The sequence below is a fragment of the Pseudomonas sp. LBUM1651 genome, assembly GCF_059716135.1.
Genome location: NZ_CP166805.1, coordinates 3,287,214 through 3,308,404, shown reverse-complemented (window position 1 = coordinate 3,308,404; position 21,191 = coordinate 3,287,214). Strand labels below are relative to the sequence as shown.

The window sequence follows — 21,191 nt, the reverse complement described above, 5'->3', positions numbered from 1 at the left end:
ATGCACCTGCTCAGGACCCAGCCCGGCGGTTTCGTGTCGGACGACAACATTGCCGACCTTGGACAAACCCCCGCCGAGCTGGTGATCCTGTGCAGCGGCGATTCCAGCCTGGCGCTGCTCGCCGAAGCGGCGCAGCAATTGCCGGACCATTACCCGAGTGTGCGTCTGGCCAACCCGATGCAGGTGCAGAACCACGCCTCGGTCGATTTGTATGTCGACGAAGTGCTGCGCCACGCCAAGGTGATTTTGATCTCGTTGCACGGCGGCATTGCTTATTGGCGTTACGGCGTCGAGCGTCTGGTCGAGCTTTCGCAGCGCGGCGTGCAGCTGATTCTGGTGCCTGGCGATGATCGCCCGGACCCGGAACTCAGCGACCTCAGCACCGTTGGCGCCGAAGACCGCGACCGGCTCTGGCATTACCTGCGTCAGGGCGGCATGGCCAACGCCCTCGATCTGTTTCGCTGCCTGGCCAATCGCTGGCTGGATCGCGACTATGCGTGGGCCGAGCCACAAACCCTGCCGCGCACCGCGATCTACCACCCGCAAAAAAGCCCCGCCGCATTGAGTGATTGGCAGGCCGACTGGCAGGCCGGTCAACCGGTGGCGGCGGTGCTGTTTTACCGCTCGCATTTGCAGGCGGCGAATACCGCGTTCATCGATGTTTTCTGCCAGCGTTTGCAAACGGCGGGGTTAAACCCCTTGCCGATTGCCGTGGCCAGCCTGAAAGAGCCCGGCTGCCTGACGGTGGTCGAGGACTGGCTGGATGAGGTCGAAGCAGGGGTGATTCTCAACACCACCGGTTTCGCCCAATCCAGTCCCGAAGCGCCGCATTTGCGACCGTTTCGCCGCAATATCCCAGTGATCCAGGCGATCTGCGCCCAGGACAACGAACCCGGTTGGCGGGCCAGCGAACAGGGCCTCGGCCCGCGGGATCTGGCGATGCACATCGCGCTGCCGGAACTGGATGGGCGGATCATCAGCCGCCCGATCAGCTTCAAGGACCTGGCGTGGCGCAGCGAGCGCAGTCAGTCCGATGTGGTCTGCTACCGGCCTGCACCTGAACGCATGGATTTTGTCGCCGAACTGGCGCGGCGCTGGATCGATCTGGCGCGGCTGCCGAACAGCGAAAAACGCATCGCCCTGATCCTCGCCAATTACCCGACCCGTGACGGGCGCATTGGCAATGGCGTCGGCCTCGATACACCTGTCGCAGCGTTGAACATCCTCCGTGCGTTGCATGCAGAAGGTTATCCGCTGCCCGCCGAACTGCCGGGCAGCGGCACCGCGTTGATCCAGCAATTGCTCGGCGGTGTCAGCAACGACCTCGACACCCTCGACCAGCGTCCGTGTCATCAAAGCCTGGCGCTGGACGACTACAACTCGATGTTCAACGCCTTGCCCGAGGCCAACCGCCAAGCCGTGCTGGAACGCTGGGGCACGCCCGAAAGCGATCCGATGTTCCGCGGCGGGCGGATGATGATCACCGGACTGCGTTTCGGCCTGACCTTCATCGGCATTCAACCGGCGCGCGGTTATCAGGTCGATCCGAGCGCGGTCTATCACGACCCGGATCTGGTGCCGCCCCACGGTTATCTGGCGTTCTACTTCTGGTTGCGCAACACCTATGGCGCTCACGGTGTGATCCACGTCGGCAAGCACGGCAACCTTGAATGGCTGCCGGGCAAAGGCGTCGGGCTGTCGGAGAACTGCTGGCCGGACGCGTTGCTCGGGCCGCTGCCGAACATCTATCCGTTTATCGTCAACGATCCGGGCGAGGGCGCCCAGGCCAAGCGTCGAACCCAGGCGGTGATCATCGATCACCTGATGCCGCCGCTGACCCGCGCCGAAACCTACGGCCCGCTACGCAACCTTGAGTTGCTGGCCGACGAATATTACGAAGCGCAATTGCTGGATCCGCGTCGCGCCCGGGAATTGCAGCGCGACATCCTGCAACTGGTGCGCGACACGCACATCGACCGCGAGCTGCAACTGGACGAGAAACTCGACAGCGACGCCGATGCGGCGATCTGGTTGCCGCGCCTCGACACTTACCTGTGCGATTTGAAAGAGTCGCAGATCCGTGACGGCCTGCACATCTTTGGCGAGTCGCCGACCGGACGGTTGCGCATCGATACGTTGCTCGCCTTGCTGCGCATTCCGCGTGGCGACGGGCGAGGGGCGCAATCGAGTGTGTTAAGGGCATTGGCCAAGGCGTTCGGATTGGGTTTCGATCCGCTGGATTGTGCGTTGGCCGAGCCTTGGGTTGGGCCCCGGCCGGATGCCTTGTTAGCGATCAGCGATGAACTTTGGCGCACCGCAGGCGATACCCGCGAACGCCTGGAACTGTTCGCCGCGCAACTCATCGCGCAAACCCTGAATACCGACGCCGAACCCCGTGGGAACGAGCCTTTGTGGCGAGGGGGCTTGCCCCCGTTGGACTGCGCAGCAGTCCCTGTTTTTGGGGCCGCTTCGCGACCCAACGGGGGCAAGCCCCCTCGCCACAAAAGCCTGCTCCCACAGGAGGCGAGTTGGTCTGAGGTTAACGCCATCCTCGACAACCTGCACGAAGTCGTCGCACCTCGACTGGACGCCTGCGGCCCCGCAGAAATATGCGGTCTGCTCGACGCCCTCAGCGGTCGTTTCGTTCCGGCCGGGCCTAGCGGCGCGCCCAGTCGCGGTCGTCTGGACGTGCTGCCGACCGGGCGCAATTTCTATTCGGTGGACGTGCGCAATCTGCCGACCACCACTGCGTGGCGCATCGGTTTCCAGTCGGCGAACCTGATTCTTGAGCGGCACTTGCAGGATCACGGTGATCACCTGCGTCAGCTCGGCCTGTCGGTCTGGGGCACTGCGACCATGCGCACCGGCGGCGATGACATCGCGCAAGCCATGGCGCTGATGGGCGTGCGCCCGGTGTGGGCGACGGGCAGTCAGCGCGTCGATGATTTTGAAATCCTGCCGCTGAGTTTGCTGGACCGTCCGCGGGTCGACGTGACCTTGCGCGTGTCCGGTTTCTTCCGTGATGCGTTTGCCAATCTGATCCGTCTGTTCGACGCCGCCGTGCAAGCGGTCGCCGCGCTGGATGAACCGGACGATCTCAATCCATTGGCGGCCAAGGTCCGCGCCGAACGCGAAGCGTTGCTGCAATCGGGCCTTGATGAAGAAGCGGCCAAACGGCAGGCCGGTTGGCGCATCTTCGGCGCCAAACCCGGTGCTTACGGCGCTGGCGTGCAAGGGGCAATCGACGGTCGTTTGTGGCAAAGCCGCGAGGACCTGGCCGAGGTGTACCTGAACTGGGGCGGCTACGCTTACGGCGGTTCCGACGAAGGCACCGCCGCCCGCAAGCAGTTCGCCCAACGCCTGAGCCAGGTTCAGGCCGTGCTGCAAAACCAGGACAACCGCGAGCATGACTTGCTCGATTCCAACGACTATTACCAGTTCCAGGGCGGCATGCTCGCCGCCGTGGAAAGCCTGAGCGGCGAAGCGGCGGCCAGTTACCATGGTGATCACAGTCAGCCGGACTTACCGAAGATTCGCACGCTGAAGGAAGAGCTGAACCGGGTGATCCGCTCGCGGGCGGCCAACCCGAAGTGGATCGACGGCGTGAAGCGCCACGGCTACAAAGGTGCGTTTGAGCTGGCGGCCACGGTCGATAACCTGTTTGCCTTCGACGCAACGACGCAGTTGATCGACGATCACCAGTACGCGTTGCTGGCGGATGCTTATTTGCTGGACCCGGTGACCCGGGAGTTTGTCCGTGAACATAATCCGCATGCCTTGCGCGACATGACCGAACGGATGCTGGAAGCGCAGCAGCGCGGGATGTGGAAGGAACCGGGCGAGTACCGCGAGGCGCTGGAGAATTTGTTGCTGGACATCGAAGAAGACAGTTGACTGGCGAACAGGGGACACCTGTGGCGAGGGGGCTTGCCCCCGTTGGGTCGCGAAGCGGCCCTCGCTTTTTTCAGATACACCGAGTTCTCTGGATTTACGACTGCTGCGCAGTCGAACGGGGCGATGCGGCGTTCCGACAAGCCCCCTCGCCACAGAGTAATCACCGACCATGACCGAGTATTGAAGATGACCGACACCCCGCATTTCCCCTTATCCGCCGTGGTCGGCGCCGACGACTTGAAACTCGCCCTGTACCTCACCGCCATCGACCCGAAAATTGGCGGCGTGCTGATTGAAGGTCCGCGCGGCATGGCCAAATCCACCCTGGCCCGAGGCCTCGCGGACCTGCTCGCCAGCGGTCAATTCGTCACCTTGCCGCTCGGCGCCACGGAAGAACGCCTGGTCGGCACCCTCGACCTCGACGCGGCCCTGAGTGAAGGTCGCGCGCAGTTTTCTCCCGGTGTATTGGCCAAGGCCGACGGTGGTGTGCTTTACGTCGATGAAGTCAATCTGCTGCCCGATCATCTCGTGGACCTGCTGCTCGACGTCGCCGCCAGCGGCACCAACCTGATCGAGCGCGATGGCATTTCCCACCGGCATTCGGCGAAGTTCGTGCTGATTGGCACGATGAACCCGGAAGAGGGTGAACTGCGGCCGCAACTGCTCGACCGCTTTGGGTTGAACGTGGCGCTCAGTGGCCATACCGCACCGGCCCAACGTGGTCAGATCATCCGCCGGCGTCTTGATTTCGACAGCGATCCGCAGCGGTTCTGCGCCGAGTGGGAGAGCCAGCAACAGTCGCTGCGTGAGCGTTGTGAGAATGCGCGCAGCACACTGGCGAGCATCCCCCTCGACGATGAAGCGCTGGCACAGATTACCGAACGTTGTTTCGCCGCCGGTGTCGATGGCCTGCGCGCCGACCTGGTCTGGCTGCGCGCCGCCCGCGCCCATGCGGCGTGGCGGGGGGCGAGCGCGATTGCCGAAGACGATATCGACGCGGTTGCCGAATTCGCCTTGCGTCACCGTCGTCGCGAACAATCGCCACCGGCGCCGCAGCAGTCCTGGCAACCCTCACCACAACAATCCAGCCCGAGTGAAGGCCAGGGCCAGTGGGGCGAAATGCCTGCCCAGGCGCTGCCGGTCGGTGCCCGACGCGAAGTGCCGAGCTGGCCAAAAAAGCCCTAGGCATTCGCCCTCGATCTGATGCGGGGGCGAATGCCAGACCCCGCGCCGGGCAGCTGGCCAACGGCAAACAGGGCAAACGTCAGGCTGCGCGCAGCGGCTCGATCAACTGGCCCGGCACCTTGCTCAATGGCCGTCCTCGTCAACGCCAGGATGTGCTGTTTCATTTGCGCACCCGTTCGCCACACGAACTGTGGCTGGTGATTGTCGACGCCTCGGCCTCGACGCGCCGGCATCAGGCATTGAGCGATGCCAAGGGTTTGCTGGCGCAGCTGTTCGACGACGCTTACCGCCAACGCGCACGCCTGGCGTTGTTGACGGCCAGCGGTCATGCACCCACGTGGCAAGTGCAGGGGTTGAAAGCTTCCACCGGTTTACGCCACTGGCTCGATGGCCTCGGCGCGGGCGGTGGCACGCCGTTGCTGGCGGCGCTCGGCGAGGCGGGGCGATGGCTCGCGGAACGACAAAAACGCTTTCCGGCGGAACAGCAGCGGTTGTTGCTCGTGACGGATGGGCGATTGAAGGATTGGTCGAGGTTGCCGGCGCTGGAGTGTCCGGGGCTTCTGATCGACATTGAGCGCGGGCCGATTCGGCTGGGTCGGGCGCAGCAGTTGGCGACAGAGCTACAGGCGGATTATCGGCATATTGATGAGCTGATTTCAGGCTGAAAGTTGTGCTGCCTGTACTGGCCTCTTCGCGGGCAAGCCTCGCTCCTACAGGGGATATGTGTCTGCTACAGATCCCCGTAGGAGCGAGGCTTGCCCGCGAATGGGTCACCTCGGTATCTGATAATCACGGCCAATCCGCATCGCTGCCCTATGCTCTGAAAGCAAGCCATTCACAGGAGTGAAGCATGCGTGTTCTCGCCACAAACAGTCAGGACGATTTCCGCGTCAAAGCCTACGCCGGCACCAACGGCGTGCTGCTGGCCATGAACCTGGCCGAATCCCGTCGCACAGGCCTGCTGGGTTTCGCCATCGAAAAACAGCAGGGCAGCAAGCCCTGGTTGTTCCTGTTCAACAGCCTGACGTTCCCCGGCAAGGCGCATACGTTTCCACAGTTTCACGCCACCCCGAGCGATCTCGCGCCGTTGCAGAAATTCCGCTGGGCCGATTACGCGGTCAATCCGGGGATGACGATCCATTACCGGATTCACCTGGCGTACGGCAGCGCTGACGCACCGCAGCTGGGCGAATACCTGGAAGTGACTGTCACATCCGACAATGGCCAGCCGCAGCATCAAAGCGTGATCTTCAACCGCGCGGTGGCCGCCAGTCAGGCGTTCCAGCGCAAATTTCCCGAGCTCGACGCGTTGATCAGTGCCAACAAAAACCTGCCCATCGAAGCCTGGCCCGATGCCCCTCGACAATGGCTGGAAAATGGTCTGCTCGGGCGCTTGCTGGGGTTCATCGCGCGGGCGGTGGATGATCAGTGGGCGCTGGACATTGCCATTTACGAATACGAGTTGGAGGTGATCGTCGATGCCGTCAACGCGGCGTTCGAACGCGGCGTAAAGGTTCGCGTGCTGTATCACGCACAACCCGACGATGACGACACCGTCATCAACGAAGCCAGCCTGGAAAAAATCCCGGCGGCGAACAAGCGCGGGCGAATCACCCACAACATCTTCCACAACAAATTCATGGTGCTGAGCCGGGTCGATGCAGTCGGGCAGCTTCAGCCCGAAGCGGTGCTCTGCGGCAGCACCAACTTCACGCCCAATGGCGTTTATCGCCAGGCGAACGTGGTGCATGTGCTGGACGATGCCAGCGTCAGCGCCAGTTATCTGCGCACGTTCGAGCAAGTCTGGGCGACACCGGCCGACGTCGGCGCTACCCGGCAATGGATCACGCAACACAACCCGATGGACCCGCAGCAGCCGGTGTTCGCCGGCTTCTCACCGCGCTCGGGTCAGGGCGATTTACGTGAGTTCGTCGAGATCATCACCGCCGCGAAAAAGGACGTACTGTTCGTCACGGCGTTCGCTTTGCCAGATGACATCCTTAACGCCTTGCTTGGCCAGCCCCACGACGACATCTTGCGTTACGGCCTGCAAAACACCGCCAGCCGCATTACCGGTTTCCACGCCGATCGCAGCGCCGAGTTCGCCGCTACCGCGCTGCTCAACACCGGGCTTGAAGGCTGGCTTCGCGAGAACATGAAAGGCCAGAAGGGCAACCTGCTGGTGCACACCAAAGCCGTGGTTATCGACTTCACCAGCGACGCGCCGACGATCATCAGCGGTAGCCACAACCTCAGTGCTGCGGCCAGCAATGGCAACGACGAGAACTACCTGATCGTTCGTGGCGATACCGACCTGGCCGATCGTTATGGTTTGGAGTTGCTGCGGTTCTACGAGCATTACCGCTTTCGTTACTTTGCCAGGAAGCTTGCGCTGAAGCAGGTCCAGCCGTTGAAGGCGGATGACAGCTGGACCAATGACTATTACCTGGCGGGGGATTTACGGCAGCTGTCGCGACTGCGTTTCTCCGGCCGGTAAGTCGGTGGTTTCAATGGCCCCATCGCGAGCAGGCTCGCTCCCACAGGGTTAGCGCAATACCTGTGGGAGCGAGCCTGCTCGCGATGGGGGCGACGCGGTCTCTGGCGTGAGCGGTACAGTTTAATCCGCACCAACTCGATCACTTCATCCTCTAAGCCCGCACCCGATTACTTACCCATCGCTTGACGGTACTGCCGCGTGCGGCGGCCGATGTACAAGCGGTCGAGGATCAGCGCCCAGACTGCCGACACTTCGGGCCGAGGCTTGCGTCCACGGCTGAGGCGATGGAGCTGGAATTTCACCACGGCCATGCTCGCCAGGGCGGCCAACGGCTTGCGTTTCCAGCGGATCGGCGGCAATTGCGGATGGCTGTCCTGACCTTCGCGCCAGTGTTTGACCAACTGCGGTTCGAGGGCCAGCGCCGTGCCGATGCCGGCCATGGCGATGCCGCTGGCGAGCACCTGTTCGACGATCGCCAAGCGTCGAATTCCGCCCGTCACCATCACTGGCATGCGCGCCACGCTCGCCAGTTCGCTGGCCATTTCCAGAAAGTACGCTTCCCGCGCCAGGGTCCGGCCATCGCGTGCCTCGCCTTGCATGGCCGGGGCTTCGTAGCTGCCGCCCGACAACTCCAACAAATCGATCTGCGAATCGTTGAGCCACTGGATGACTTGTCGGGCGTCGTCGGCATCGAATCCGCCGCGCTGGAAGTCGGCGGAGTTGAGCTTCACCGCCACACAAAACTGCGGCGACACGGATTGGCGAACGGCGCGGACGACGTCCAGCAGCAGACGCGCGCGATTCGCAAGCGACCCGCCCCAACGGTCGGTTCGACGGTTAGTCAGCGGCGACAGGAACTGACTGATCAGGTAACCGTGTGCCGCATGAATCTGCACGCCGGTGAATCCGGCTTTTTCAGCAAGCGCGGCGCTGGTGGCGAAGCGCGTGATCACCTCGGCGATATCGTCCTCGGACATGGGTTTGGGTTCGGCAAACATCTTGGAAAATGCACCAAGGTCCAATGCCACCGCCGAGGGCGCCCACGCTTGCTGGCCGAGGTTGGCCATGGTCTGGCGCCCCGGATGATTGAGCTGCATCCAGAATTGCGCACCACCGGAACGGCCAATCGTTGCCCATTGGCGAAAGCGTTCCATGTCGCGATCGTCTTCCAGCACAACGCCACCGGGGCCGGTCATCGCACGACGATCGATCATCACGTTGCCGGTCAGCAGCAATCCGGCTTCGCCCCCGGCCCAGGCTTGATACAACCGAAACAGCGCATTGGACGGCGCCTGTCCGGTATCAGCCAGGTTCTCTTCCATCGCCGCTTTGGCGATGCGATTGCCGATGGTCTGGCCGTTGGGCAAATTCAACGCTTGGAAGGGCGACATGCTTGACTCCTCATCAGTGAAGAGCAGAGGCTAAGCTTAAAGTTAACTTTAATGTCAAGCAGGCAAATGAGGCTGAGATGAAGATTGGTGAATTGGCGCAGTTAAGCGGGTTGAACCCGTCGCGTATTCGGTTTTACGAAGCCCAGGGCCTTATCCAGAAAGTGGAACGCCGGGCGAACGGCTACCGGCATTATCCCGAGCAGGTTTTGCAAACGCTGTATCTCATCCAGTGCGCGCAGCAGGCCGGGTTCAGTCTGGAGGAGTTGAAGCAATTGATGCCGGACACCGCGACCGGGGAATTCAAGCACGACGAACTGGTGGCGGGTCTCAGGCGCAAAGTCGACCAGATTGAAGAAATGCAGCTGCACCTGGCGCAGAGCAAGGCGAAGCTGTTGGCGGTGATCGACGATATACAGGCAAAACCCGACGGCATGGGCTGCGATGCGAATGCCGAGCGGGTGCTGGCTTCATTCAAGCATTCGCGCTGATGGCGGCAGCCGAAGGGGCTGGGATCGGATTGCGCATCAGCGTGCCCACCACTAGCGCTCCCAGCAATGCCAGTAAACCGGCGACCAACAGCAAGAGACTGAAGCCGCCGACGAACGCCTGTCGGGCCAACGGTTCGACTGCGTTGCGAGCGGTTTCCGGCAGCAGGCCCAGCGCCGCCGTCATGTCGCCGGCCACCACCCGCGAAGCTATGCCCTGAGTCTGGTCGAGCCATTGCGTACCCTGTGCCGACAGACTGGCGCGCAGCAATTGCTCGGTATGACTGGACAGCAATGCTCCGTACACGCCGATAGCCAACACGATTGCGCTGAAGCGCATGGTGGTGCTCATGCCCGACGCCATGCCGGTGCGTTCCCGCGGCACGCAGGCCATGATGTTTTTCTGTGTATCGCCATTGAGCAGTCCGGCACCGGCGCCCGTCACGGCAATCGCCAGGGCGAAGGGCAGGTATCCGCCGCTGCTGACCGCCCAGGCGCTCAACAAGTTGCCGCTTCCTACGAGGGTCAAACCGGTGGCCATCAACGTCGCCGGGGCAAAACGGCTGGCCAGACGCACGCCAATGCGCGGGCAAATCAGCATGGTCAGGGCAAACGGCAACATGCCCATTCCTGAAACGATGGCCGAGAAACCCAGGCCGTTCTGCAGGTAGAACGGCAGCAGCGTCATCATCACCTGGGCGCAACCGGCGTAGGCAAACATACCCAACAGAGCGCCGATGAAGCGCGGGTGTTTGAACAATTGAAGGTCAACCATCGGCCGCTGCTGCATCCGTTCAATCACCACAAACACGCCCAGCAACAGCGCGCCGCCGATCAGTCGGGCGTAGGTGGTCGGGTTGTTCCAGCCGATCCGGTTGGCCTCGATCAGGCCCCAGATCAGGCACAGCAAACTGGCACTGAACGCCAGGCTGCCCCACGGATCGAGGCGCGCGGATTGGGGATCGCGAGATTCCGGCACGGCACGCCAGACCATCAGCATCAGGAACAGGCCCACCGGCAAATTGAGGTAGAAAATCCAGCGCCAGCCGATGTACTCGGTAATCAGCCCGCCGATGGTCGGCGCAGCGGTCATTGCCACGCCCATGCACGCGCCCCAGAACGCCCAGGCTTTCGCCCGCTCAACCTCATCGTGAAAGGTGTGGCCGATGGAAGCGAGCGCCGAGGTCAGCAACAGCGCCGCACCGACGCCTTTGACCGCCCGTGCGATGTCGAGGAACAACGCCGTGGGTGCCGCGCCGCAACCGATGGACGCGAGGATGAACAGGGCCAGGCCACAGAGCAGGGTTTTCTGCCGGCCAAAGCGGTCGGCAATGCTGCCGGCCGGCAACAGCAGGGCGGCGAAGGCGAGCATGTAGGCGCTGACCACCCACTCGATGTCGGCGAAGTTCGCGCCCAGGTCCCGGGCGATCGTTGGCAGGGTGACGGCGACAATGTTGGTGTCGAGGACGATCAGCGAACAGACGCCGGAGGCCGTCAACAATGTCAGACGTGGACTGACCCGGTTCATGATTCGATTGCCTTTTGAGCAAGGCCGTTGATCGCGAAGGCATTAAGGGGTTTGACGTACATAACATGGGCTCTCTACTGTGATTGCACCGCGAGCTTATCGCGATCGTTTGCCGTCTTCGTTAGCCGGAAAACGGGATTTCATTACCTTTGAGCTAATGCACCGATGGATATACGGCATTTCCGCTATTTTCTGGCCGTTGCCCGGCAAGGCAACTTCACGCGTGCCGCCGAGCAGCTCGGTATCGCGCCGCCGACCCTGACTCGACAGATCCAGGACATGGAGAACGAACTCGGCACGCGCCTGTTCGTGCGCCAGACGCGTGAAGTCAGCCTGACCGAGGCCGGCGCTGCGTTGGTGATCGAAGCCGAGGCGACGGTGCGGCAATTCGAATACGCCCAGCAAAACGCCCAGCGCGCCGGACGCGGGGATATTGGCCATATCGAACTGGGTTACGTGGCCTCGGCGGTGTACTCCGGATTGCTGCAAAAGCAGGTTCAGGCCTTCAGTCGCGAGTGTCCGGATGTCAGCCTGAATGTGCGCGAAAGCCCCATGGTGTCGTTGCCGACGATGGTGCTCGAAGGTCGATTCGACATCGGTTATGTCCGCTCACCCATGACCTTGCCCGAAGGCCTGGACGCCATTCGCCTCGACGCGGAAGGTTTTGTGCTGGCGCTGCCGACCGAGTCCTGGCTGTGCCGGTTGACCGAGATCAGTCCGGAGCATCTGCAGGCCGAGACGTTCATCCTGCCGGAACAGATCAGCGGCACCTTGCAAGTGGCTGCCGAAGGCGGGTTTGCGCCGAAACTGGGCGCGCAACCCGGCGGGCTGGTGGCGGTGCTGGCGTTGGTGTCGCTGGGACAGGGCGTGGCGGTGGTGCCGGAATCGGTGGTCGGGCATGTCGGTTTGCCCGGCGTGGTTTACCGGTCGATCAAAGGGTGTGAGGCGAGCTCGTGGTTGTCGTTGATTCATCGGCGGTTCGAGAAATCAGCGGCGGTGGTGCGGTACATCGAGCGGGTGAAAAACCGCTGACTACAGACAGGATGCCGACTTTCCCAGCCCTTTTTGCCTCTATGGAAAATTCCTACTCCAACCTGGACATACTCAATTGTGTTGCAGGAAGTGCCCGACATTGAACGCGGAAATCAGGAAGCGTGTGGCGTGATACTTTTTATTCGTTCGTAACGGGTAGCCGTCGCGGCTTTAACGTCGAAGGGTAGAAGTCAGACACGCTTGGGAGTGCTATTTTTAGCACTTCTAAAAGCACTCTCTGGAGCACCCTCATGACACACATCCTCCTTTCGCATGTTGTAGCGAGCATTTCAGAATTGAAAAAAAATCCGATGGGTACAGTGGCTGCTGGCGGAGGACTGTCTGTTGCGATCCTCAACCGCAACGAGCCGGCTTTCTATTGCGTTCCCGCCAAAGAATACGAAGCCATGATGACCCGGCTCGAAGATCTTGAGTTGATCGCTCTTTGTAAGGAACGTGAAAACGACCCGACCATAAAGGTTTCAATTGATGACCTATGAGTTGGAGTTTTCTGAAAAGGCATGGAAGGAATGGAAGAAGCTCGGTGCAAATCTGCGAGAACAGTTCAAAAAGAAGCTTCAAGAGCGGCTGGTAAACCCTCACGTTCCTGCAGACCGGCTGGGCGGGCTTGGGAATGCTTACAAAATCAAACTGCGTAGCGCCGGTTATCGTCTGGTCTATCGCGTAATGGATGAAGTGCTGGTCGTAACAGTAATAGCGGTGGGCAAGAGGGCGCGTGGAGTTATTTACAAGGAAGCAGGTAAGCGCTAGCTGTGCGCCGGTGGCATCGTGAAACAGGATTTTTTTTATAAGGAAATATGATGGCTGTGAGTAATGTAGAACCTGTTCTTCCTCAATTGACCGCGATTCTTGAGGTCTTGAAATATTCTCTTCCCCTTTTGCTAGTACTTCTGCTTACCTGGTATGGCTACTTACGAGCGGCTTCCGGTTTCTTCCTGATTGAACGCATTTGGCGATTGATAGGCGGCGGTAAGGAGTTCTCCAGTGAGTTTCTCAATCAGCAATGGTCTGCTGTCAAAGATCTTGAAAGTTTCCGATTCAAAACAGGCATACGACTTGATAACTATGCACGAATGCTTGAGCTTCTTGAACGCATCAAGCGCGACGACGTCAACATCGCTCAATTGATCCGCGGCAGAAAGTACTTTGATGCAGATCTTTTGGTCATGCGCAATCCTGATTTGAATCGTTGGAAAGGTCGTCATGGCATTGGCGTAGTAATGGCAATGCTCTTCATGGTCCTCTGTACGGTTGCCATGATCCCTGACTTCGCGGTTTTGACCATGAAAAAGAGCAACGTCACCTTTATGGTGCGGGAAGACTCGGCCAAATCCTTTCTATCTAGCGAATGGGTACTAAACCCGGAGACCTGCATCAGGCCAACCGTACAGCCAGACGATGAGATCAAACAGTTGGTCTGCGGAGTCTTTGCTAGTCAGGCAGATGGGCGATATGTCAGAAACATAATTTTCGAGCAACGCGCCTTGTCCGGAGTTTTTCTGGTACTGGGTTTTTGGGGCTTTGTATCCATGATCGTTGCCGTTAGCAAAGCGCAGGCTGCACGGAGCGTGTTCGAACAAATGAATCGAAAAATGCTTCCATCAGACGAACAACTCAATCCGTGGATGCGCAGTGACCATGCACCTTAACGGCGCTGTTCCTCTGCATTTCCACGCACAGCGTGGGAATGATCACCAATGGCCGTCTTCGCGAGCAGGCTGACGGTCAGACGACTCAGATTCTATTGATGAGCATCGCCGACCTGATGCTTGCGCTGGTTGTCGAGAATCACTTTGCCCCACGGCCGGTAACGCAGGGAAAACACCGCCGCAGGGTGGCAACCCGCTGACGCAGTGTCCGGCGTTGCCGGTTCCGCGCGAAACGGTTGACCCTCGGCGCTGACCTGTCGGAATGCTTCGCGCACGATGCCGACCGGGCAGGGCAGTGCGCTGGCGTAGCCGTTGCGTACCAGTGGCGGCAAACGCCCGGTGCCGGCGCCGTCCTGCCACCAGACCTGCACGCCGATGTCCGCGAGTCCGCCCAGCCACCGTCCGTTCACCTGCGGCGCGAGCTTGCCCGCAGTGAAAGCGCTGACATGCAACGGTGCGTCCAGTTTTCCGGCGAAATCCTTGAGCTGGCGTTGCAGGGTCTGCCGTCGATCAACCGCCAGGAAGTGAACGTCGTCGAGCTCCATCGGCAGGTACCAACCGCTGACCGGCAGCTTCCAGTCCTGGCGCAGCCGTTGTTGCTGAACCAGCGACTGCCCGAGTTGCGCCTGCCAATAAGCCGCGAGCCCGGCGCTGTCCAGTTCATCAATGCGCTGGTAATAAGCCGGGTCCATGCGCAGGCCCAGCACCAGCTTCAGGCCTTGGGTGTGGGCCTGTTGCAAACTGCTGGCGAGCCAGCCATTGGCGCCGCCAAAGTCCGAATCACCGTACGCCGTCCATTGCACGATGACGGTCTGCACGCCATGTTTGACAGTGTCTTGCCAGATGCGCTGCCATTGCGCCTGGCTGACACTGGAGTCGACGTTCAGTGGTTGATAGAAAATCCGTTCATCGGCGCGAGCCATCGTGCTGCTCAGTAACAGACAGAAAACCAGGAAAAGTCGCGTCATCAGAAATTCAACTCCACGCCCAGCAGCACGCCGTTCCCGCCTTCATACAGATTGCCGCTCAGGGATTGCTGATACTCGGTGCGCACCGTCAGGTGTGCGCGGTAAGCGTTGTAGATGTCTTCGTCGAACCACCATTGCCAACGCACGCCGATACCGGTGCGCAGATCCTGGCGCCAGTCGTTGCCCGGGTCCTGCGTGGCGAACTCGAGAAAGCCGTAAGGCATGAGGGTTTGCGCGCCGTTGAACGGCAGCTTCCAGGTGTGACCTTGCTGGAACCGCGACAGCCATTGGTGATCGCCGGCCTTGGTCCACCACGCCGCATCGAGGTAAAGGAAGCGTTCTTCCCAGTCGTTTTCATCGACGCGCCAATCGTTGCGAAACCGTCCCTGATCGAGGAATGACGCGGTGGTACGCAGCAGGTAGTCGGTGCTGGTGTGACCGTCCTGACGGTGATTGTTGAACTGGTCCGCGAGTTTCTCGGGAATGAGCATTTGCCCGAGGCTCAGGCGCTGACTGTCGTCATCATCGAACGTGCTCTGCTTATAGACTTCGCCGTAGAAGTTGATGTTCGCGGTGCCCCACGGCTTGTAACGCAGACCCACGCCCGTGCCGATGGATTCGGCGTAGCTCGATCGGCCCTGGCCGCCGAGCAGCACGCGACCGTAGACCGACAACGTACTGCCGGCGCGGCTTGGCTCTTCACCGAGCGCGTGGTCCCAGATCGCCACTTGCACATTCTGCGAGGTGGCGCGCCGTGATGTGTCACTGCGGTTGCCGTCGGGGCGGAAGCTGTCGTTGGTCGACACCCCGGCCGGCGACCAGGTGCTGGCCAGCGTGCGGCTGTCACGACGGGACAGGGTTTCGTGAGCGCGGCGCTGGCGATAGCGGCGCGCTTCCATGCTGCCGTCCTCATCGTCGGCGGCGACCGGGTGCTGTTCCAGGTCGATGACCCTACGCAATTCCTTGCGTGCTGAAGCACTGTCTTCGACTTCGTCGTACCGCAGGGCGAGGGTTTCGCCGAGACGATAGTCTTCCGGGAAATCCCGGGTGGCGCTTTGCAGATAAGGAATGGCGTGGGCGCGCTGTTCCCTGGTGTCGGCGCCGGCCAGACGCATGCCGTAATCGGCGCGATAACGCGGGTTGTCCGGCTCGCGCCGCGCGGCTTCGGCGAGCCACGCGGTACTTTGTTCCAGCTCGCCGGCCTTTTGCGCGGTCACCGACGCCGCATAGAAATGCCCGGCATCCGGCGACTGTTGCAAGGCTGAGCGTTGACGCTGCAACGCCTGTGCATGATCGCCGCGCGCGTCGGCAATGGCTGCACCGAGCGCCCATTCATTGGCGCCACGGGCGCGACTGCGTTGCCAGTAACGTTCTGCGGCCTGAGGGTCGCCAGCGGTGAGGGCGCTGCGACTGGCCGTCAGCCTTGCGTTGTCGCTCAGTTCGGCATCCGCAAAGCTGCGCCAGATGGCCAGGGCACCTGAGGAGTCTCCGGCCGCCTCCAATGCATAAGCCAGCGGCAGACGGCTGCCACGGTCGCCGAGTTTTTCGGCGCTCTGATAGTAGACGACGGCTTCACCCGGTCGATCCGGCATGGCGCAGCGGCCCAGGGCGCGATAGTCGCCTGCGACCTGCGGGTGGTCGCCGATGGCTTGTTGCACCGCATCGCACTGACCCTTTTCCGCCAGTTGCGCCAGCAGTTGGCCGCGAGTCTCGGGATCGACGCGCTTGAGCAGCGACACCATGCGTTGCTGTTGCGCCGGGGTTGGCGTCGAGGACGCGTAGAGCCCTGCCAGCCGTTGCAGCATGGCGACGGGCAACTTGCCGACGTGACGATCGTAAGCGCTTTCAAGCAACTGTTGCGCGTGTTCGCGCTGGCCGGCGTTGAGCGCCAGATACGTTGCCTGATTGAGTGAGCCGAGGTCGCCGGTCTGCTGGTAATGCCGCTCCCAAAGCGTTGCCGCTTCGGTGCTGCGCCCCAACGCCTGAACCAGTTCGGCCCGACGTTTCACCACTTCAGCGGTCTGGGGCTGGCCGGCGAGCCAGGCCATGACTTTGTCGGTCTGGCCCTGGTCCTGCCAGATATCCAGTAGTTGTGCCTGCCGACGGCTATCCCAGGGTTCGGGCAGCCGCGTGCTTTGCAGCAGCTCGGTGGCCTGCAGGCGCTGGGCCAGAACTAGCCAGGTTTGCGGGTCGTCGTCCGGTTGGCAGCCCCGCAACTGAGTAAGTGCGGCTTCCCGATCGCGACTGGACAACCATTCGGTCGTCTCCAGGCACGGGCGCTGCAATTCGCCACTCAAGCGTTGCACGGTCGGCACATCGCCGGTCTGTCGCGCCAGTTCCCACAGACGCTGGCGTTGCGCCGGATCAGCCAGGTCGCTGGCCGGCAACGTTTGAATCCAGCGGTGGGCCTGCTGGACGTTGCCCATGGCGATCGCCCGGTCGATCATGGCGAGGCGGGCCTTGCGCGCCGCTTCGGGCGTCGGTGCCTGTTGCAGCAATTGCTGCAAAGGCTGTTCGTCGAGACGTTGCACATAGGCATTGGCCAGTCGCTGCCAACCTTCTGCGTCCAGTTGCTTGCTGGCGGCCAGTGGCGCGAGTTGCTCGATGGTGCCGTTCCAGTCGCGCAATTGCTCGGACCAATTGGCGCGTGCCTCGCGCAGAATGTTGTCGTCCCCCTTGGGCGCCAGTTGCGCGAGCCAGTCGTGGGCCCGGCCTGCGCCACCAAACCTGGCCAGGCTCAGGCTGTAGGCCTGCCACAGGCGTACACGCTGATTTAGGTTGCTGGTGGTCAGCCATTGTTCCACCTGCTCGTTGCCCGGAGGATCCTGTTCGATCCAGGTCAGGCGCAGGTTGAGCAGGGCGTCGTTGTTATCCGGGTTGTCCGGCAGCGCTTGCACGGCATCCTTGTATCGCCGCTGCCTGGCCAGCGCTTCCACCAGCAGTGCCCGGGCTTCATCGTTGTTCGGCACTTTGGTCAGCAGGTGGCGCATCAGCCGTTCGACTTCGGCCCAGTTGCCTTTTTTCGCTTCGCGATAGCTGCGATCCATGTAGGGAAAACTGCGGAACTGTTCGAACTCGGTCAGCGGTTCAGCCTGCACCCACGCGGCGGCACTCAGGCTCAGCAACAGGCTGCCGACGAGGAGGGTATGGCGATTGACAGGCTTCATGCGACCTCCCGGACAATGCGGTAGGCGGCCTGCTGTTCACTGGCCTGGTCAGCCAGGGCTTGTTCAAGCACTTCCTGGGTAATCATGCCGCGCGAGATCAGGTGTTCACCCAAAGACATGTGCTCGGCATCGAAGTCGATCAAGGCCTGATTGAACAGGCTCGGTGGGACCATGCCGCGTACTTGCAGCAGATTGCCCAGCAGCACCTGGTGATGACTGACGCGTTCGAGCAAGGCTTCATCGTCCTGATGAAGCTCAAGCACTTCGAGCATGTGGTGGACTTCCTCGTTCTGACGGGGGCTGGCATACCAGTAGCGGATGCCCAGCGTGACCCGGCCCTGAGGCGCGAGACGACAGCGCACCGGGCGTTTCAATTGACGGCTGATGGCGCCGAGGGATACCTGGCTCACCGGCCCTTCGGAGGCGAGCACCAGTGTGTTTCCGTCCTCAGCCACCGGCAGCACGCCGTAGTGGGCGGCGATCTTGCGCGGCACGGCGTCGATCAGGCGCTTGTCGAGTTTGAACGGATTCAGTGGCGCCCATTCAAGGTCCAGTTGTTCGGCGAGCGTTTCCACCAGTTGCGTGCTGTTGATGTGTTCGCGCAACAGCAGTTCGTGGCCCAGTCGGCGCCGCACCGGGCTGGTGATCGCCGCTTCCAGTTGTTCTTCGGTGAGCAGGCCTTTCTCCACCAGGCGATGACCCAGCGGCGTGCGCTGGGCCTTGGTCAGGGCCGGGAACTCATGGGTGGTCTTGTCCCATGCCACGCGGCGCGAATCGCCCATTTCCAAGACCTGGCGCAGCGCTCGCACGTTGGCGAAGAAGTTGATGAAGTTGCTCCATATCATGCGAGGCGCCGACAACAGGCCTTCGACCAGTCCGTAGTAACGCGTGACGAACCAGCCACGCTGGAACAGCCGATTGATCAGCATCAAACCATTGAGCCACAAGAGCGTCGCGAGCAGTGGGCTGTTGGACAGGATCGACGGATAGCGCCAGGCGGTCGGTGCAATCACCGTCATCAGCCACATCGCCAGCAGCACGATGCACAGCAGGTTGACCAGGAAGCTCAGCAAGTAGGCGATCATGCCGCGACGGTCACGCCACAGGAAATAGTTGAGCACGCCCGTGGGGCTCCAGCCGAGGTTCTTGGTGCCCTGAAAAACGATGCCGACGATCCACCGGGATTTCTGGCGGATGGCAAGCTGAAAATCCCGGGGAAAATGTTCGCGAACGCAGATCACCTGGGAAAACACACGGTCCATGCCGAATGCCCAGGGCTGGTCAAGCGCCAGTTTCGGGTCGGTCACCGAGTAACGGGCGAAGATGCACTTCATGCCTTTTTGCTTGAGGCGAAAACCGATGTCGTAGTCTTCGGTCAGGCTCTGCACGTCGAATGCAATCCCGTCGCCGTCTTCCAGCAGGGCAGTGATGGCTTTACGGCTGAAGCAGGTGCCGACGCCAGCACTGGGCACCTGGCCGGTCATCGCTTCGCGCACGATGACGTCCTTGCCGTGGTTTTCAGCGAACTCGTCGACGTAGTGCCCGGCGGTGAAGCCTCGCCACTCCGGGGCATAGGGATAGACCGGAATCTGGATCAGGTCCTTGGCCGGCAGCAGGTAGTTGAAGAGGCGCAACTCCATTGGCGAAATCACGTCTTCGGCATCGTGCAGAATGAACCCGGCAAACTGGATTTTCGCCTCGCTTTCAAAACGCAGGATCGCGTCGATGACGTTGTTCAGGCAGTCGGCCTTGCTGGTGGGGCCGGGGCGGGCGCAGACCACTTTGTGCACGTTGGGATAGTGCTGACAGACCGCATCGACGTCCGCCTGAGTCTCGGCATCGTTGGGGTACGTGCCGACGAAAATCTGATAGTTCTCGTAATCGAGAGTCGACGCCGCAAGGCGCGCCATCTCACCCACCACGCCAACTTCGTTCCATGCCGGAACCATGATCGCCAGCGGTTTTTCGGCAATGGCGTACAGGCGCTCTTCATCCGCGCGCTTGAATTTTTCATAGATTCGCCAGCGCCGAACCAGCTTGCGACCCCAGTACACGAGGTCGATGAACAGGTCATCGAGCCCGAGGAGGAACATCAACAACGCCAGGGCGATCGCGAGGTATTTGAGACCGAACAGGGCGTAGGCAAAAAAATCGACTAAATCGAAACTCATCGTGCTTTGACCGCCGTCGCCGAGCGCTCACTCAGCCACTGGCACAGTCGGGTGGCGATGCGTTCGCTGGCGTGGCCGTCGCCGTAGGGGCTGTGGACACGAGTCATGCGTTCGAAGTGAGCTTCGTCATCCAGCAGCAGGCAGCTTTGCTTGACGATGCGGTCGGTGTCGGTGCCCACCAGCAACACGGTCCCGCCTTCAAGCACGGAGGGTCGCTCGGTGACATCGCGCAGCACCAGCACCGGTTTGCCGATGGCAGGGGCTTCTTCCTGGACACCACCGGAATCGGTGAGGATGAAATGCGCACGGCCCATCAACCAGACAAAATGCTGATAATCCTGCGGCGCCACCAGGTAAATGTTCGGCTTGTCCGAAAGCACGCCATACACCGCTTTCTGCACCTGCGGATTGAGGTGCACCGGGTAGACAAATTGCACATCGGGATAGCGCAGCGCGAGGTCGGCGAGGGCCCGGCAGATGTTGCGGAAACCGTCGCCGAAATTCTCCCGGCGGTGGCCGGTGATCAGCACCATGTGCCGGTTGTCGTCGAGTACCGCCAGCGACGAGTTGGCGGCCGGATGCCAGTTGATCTCCTGTTGATGCGTGCGCATCCACAGCAGCGCATCGATCACCGTATTGCCGGTGACTTCAATCGTGGCCTTGGACACGCCTTCACGCAGCAGGTTGTTTTCACCCTTGGTGGTCGGGGTGAAATGCAGGTCGGCGAGGACGCAGGTCAGGCGTCGGTTGGCTTCTTCCGGCCAGGGTGCACGCAGGTTGCCGGTGCGCAGACCCGCTTCGACATGGCCGATCGGTAACTGGCGATTGAAGGCAGCGAGGGCGGCGATGAAGCTCGTGGTGGTATCACCGTGAACCAGCACGATGTCGGGCTTCACCCGCTCGTAAGCCTGGTCGAGGCTGATCAGCAATTGCTGTGACAGCCCATTGAGGGTCTGACCCTGAGTCATCACCTGCAGGTCCTGGTCGACCGTCAGCTCGAAGGAGTCCAGCACTTGCTTGAGCATCTCCCGGTGTTGCCCGGTGGAGCAGATGTTCAATTCGATCCCGGGCCATTGACGCAACACTCTGGCGAGTGGCGCCATCTTGATGGCCTCCGGCCGAGTACCGAAAACCATCATGACTTTGAAAGACATGGACTTCTCCTGGGGACAACAAACGCCCAGTTGTGTCTCAGCTATTGAA

At 61.3% G+C, this 21,191-nt stretch carries 15 protein-coding genes; 9 read left to right on the top strand and 6 right to left on the bottom strand.

What is annotated here, in order from left to right:
* The 4 genes from cobN (at position 1) to ACA066_RS15340 (ending at position 7,576) form a co-directional block, all read left to right on the top strand.
* Positions 1–3,894, top strand: a complete 3,894-nt coding sequence (gene cobN, locus ACA066_RS15355) for a cobaltochelatase subunit CobN (protein ID WP_497695591.1) — start codon at positions 1–3, stop codon at positions 3,892–3,894.
* 186 nt (positions 3,895–4,080) lie between these two features.
* Positions 4,081–5,079 carry a magnesium chelatase ATPase subunit I gene (locus tag ACA066_RS15350; protein ID WP_497695590.1) on the top strand — a complete coding sequence of 333 codons (999 nt, stop codon included), beginning with the start codon at positions 4,081–4,083 and terminating at the stop codon, positions 5,077–5,079.
* Positions 5,004–5,744 carry a vWA domain-containing protein gene (locus tag ACA066_RS15345; protein WP_497695589.1) on the top strand — a complete coding sequence of 247 codons (741 nt, stop codon included), beginning with the start codon at positions 5,004–5,006 and terminating at the stop codon, positions 5,742–5,744. Before ACA066_RS15350 ends, ACA066_RS15345 begins: the two co-directional genes overlap by 76 nt.
* A gap of 185 nt (positions 5,745–5,929) precedes the next feature.
* Complete coding sequence (locus ACA066_RS15340; RefSeq protein WP_497695588.1) at positions 5,930–7,576, top strand: phospholipase D-like domain-containing protein; 1,647 nt, start codon at positions 5,930–5,932, stop codon at positions 7,574–7,576.
* A 167-nt stretch (positions 7,577–7,743) separates the two neighbouring features.
* On the opposite strand, the gene ACA066_RS15335 is transcribed toward ACA066_RS15340, so the two are convergent.
* Positions 7,744–8,967, bottom strand: a complete 1,224-nt coding sequence (locus ACA066_RS15335) for an NADH:flavin oxidoreductase/NADH oxidase family protein (RefSeq protein ID WP_497695587.1) — start codon at positions 8,965–8,967, stop codon at positions 7,744–7,746.
* A 77-nt stretch (positions 8,968–9,044) separates the two neighbouring features.
* Between ACA066_RS15335 and ACA066_RS15330 the strand changes: the two genes are divergently transcribed.
* On the top strand, positions 9,045–9,455 hold the full coding sequence (locus ACA066_RS15330; protein ID WP_497695586.1) for a MerR family transcriptional regulator: 411 nt from the start codon (positions 9,045–9,047) through the stop codon (positions 9,453–9,455).
* On the opposite strand, the gene ACA066_RS15325 is transcribed toward ACA066_RS15330, so the two are convergent.
* The gene (locus tag ACA066_RS15325; RefSeq protein ID WP_497695585.1) at positions 9,439–10,980 is read right to left on the bottom strand and encodes an MFS transporter; all 1,542 of its coding nucleotides are present in this window, start codon (positions 10,978–10,980) and stop codon (positions 9,439–9,441) included. The genes ACA066_RS15330 and ACA066_RS15325 overlap by 17 nt on opposite strands.
* A 165-nt stretch (positions 10,981–11,145) precedes the next feature.
* On the opposite strand from ACA066_RS15325, the gene ACA066_RS15320 reads away from it, so the two are divergent.
* The 4 genes from ACA066_RS15320 (at position 11,146) to ACA066_RS15305 (ending at position 13,682) form a co-directional block, all read left to right on the top strand.
* Positions 11,146–12,012 carry a LysR family transcriptional regulator gene (locus ACA066_RS15320; protein WP_497695584.1) on the top strand — a complete coding sequence of 289 codons (867 nt, stop codon included), beginning with the start codon at positions 11,146–11,148 and terminating at the stop codon, positions 12,010–12,012.
* 251 nt (positions 12,013–12,263) lie between these two features.
* Positions 12,264–12,512, top strand: coding sequence for a type II toxin-antitoxin system Phd/YefM family antitoxin (locus tag ACA066_RS15315; protein WP_497695583.1), 249 nt, complete (start codon positions 12,264–12,266; stop codon positions 12,510–12,512).
* The gene (locus ACA066_RS15310; RefSeq protein WP_497695582.1) at positions 12,502–12,783 is read left to right on the top strand and encodes a type II toxin-antitoxin system RelE family toxin; all 282 of its coding nucleotides are present in this window, start codon (positions 12,502–12,504) and stop codon (positions 12,781–12,783) included. The genes ACA066_RS15315 and ACA066_RS15310 overlap by 11 nt, the downstream gene beginning before the upstream one ends.
* A 56-nt stretch (positions 12,784–12,839) precedes the next feature.
* Complete coding sequence (locus ACA066_RS15305) at positions 12,840–13,682, top strand: DUF6216 family protein (RefSeq protein ID WP_497695581.1); 843 nt, start codon at positions 12,840–12,842, stop codon at positions 13,680–13,682.
* A 92-nt stretch (positions 13,683–13,774) separates the two neighbouring features.
* Here the strand turns inward: ACA066_RS15305 and ACA066_RS15300 are convergent, their stop codons facing one another.
* The 4 genes from ACA066_RS15300 to wecB are packed head-to-tail and all read right to left on the bottom strand — an operon-like array spanning position 13,775 to position 21,142.
* The gene (locus ACA066_RS15300) at positions 13,775–14,650 is read right to left on the bottom strand and encodes a DUF4434 family protein (protein WP_497695580.1); all 876 of its coding nucleotides are present in this window, start codon (positions 14,648–14,650) and stop codon (positions 13,775–13,777) included.
* Positions 14,650–17,817, bottom strand: a complete 3,168-nt coding sequence (locus tag ACA066_RS15295) for an NfrA family protein (protein ID WP_497695579.1) — start codon at positions 17,815–17,817, stop codon at positions 14,650–14,652. Before ACA066_RS15295 ends, ACA066_RS15300 begins: the two co-directional genes overlap by 1 nt.
* Positions 17,814–19,988, bottom strand: coding sequence for a cyclic di-3',5'-guanylate-activated glycosyltransferase NfrB (gene nfrB / locus ACA066_RS15290; protein WP_497695578.1), 2,175 nt, complete (start codon positions 19,986–19,988; stop codon positions 17,814–17,816). The genes ACA066_RS15295 and nfrB overlap by 4 nt, the downstream gene beginning before the upstream one ends.
* A complete protein-coding gene (wecB, locus tag ACA066_RS15285; protein WP_497695577.1) occupies positions 19,985–21,142 on the bottom strand; it encodes a non-hydrolyzing UDP-N-acetylglucosamine 2-epimerase in 1,158 nt (385 codons plus the stop codon). The genes nfrB and wecB overlap by 4 nt, the downstream gene beginning before the upstream one ends.
* Between the last annotated feature and the right edge of the window lie 49 nt (positions 21,143–21,191).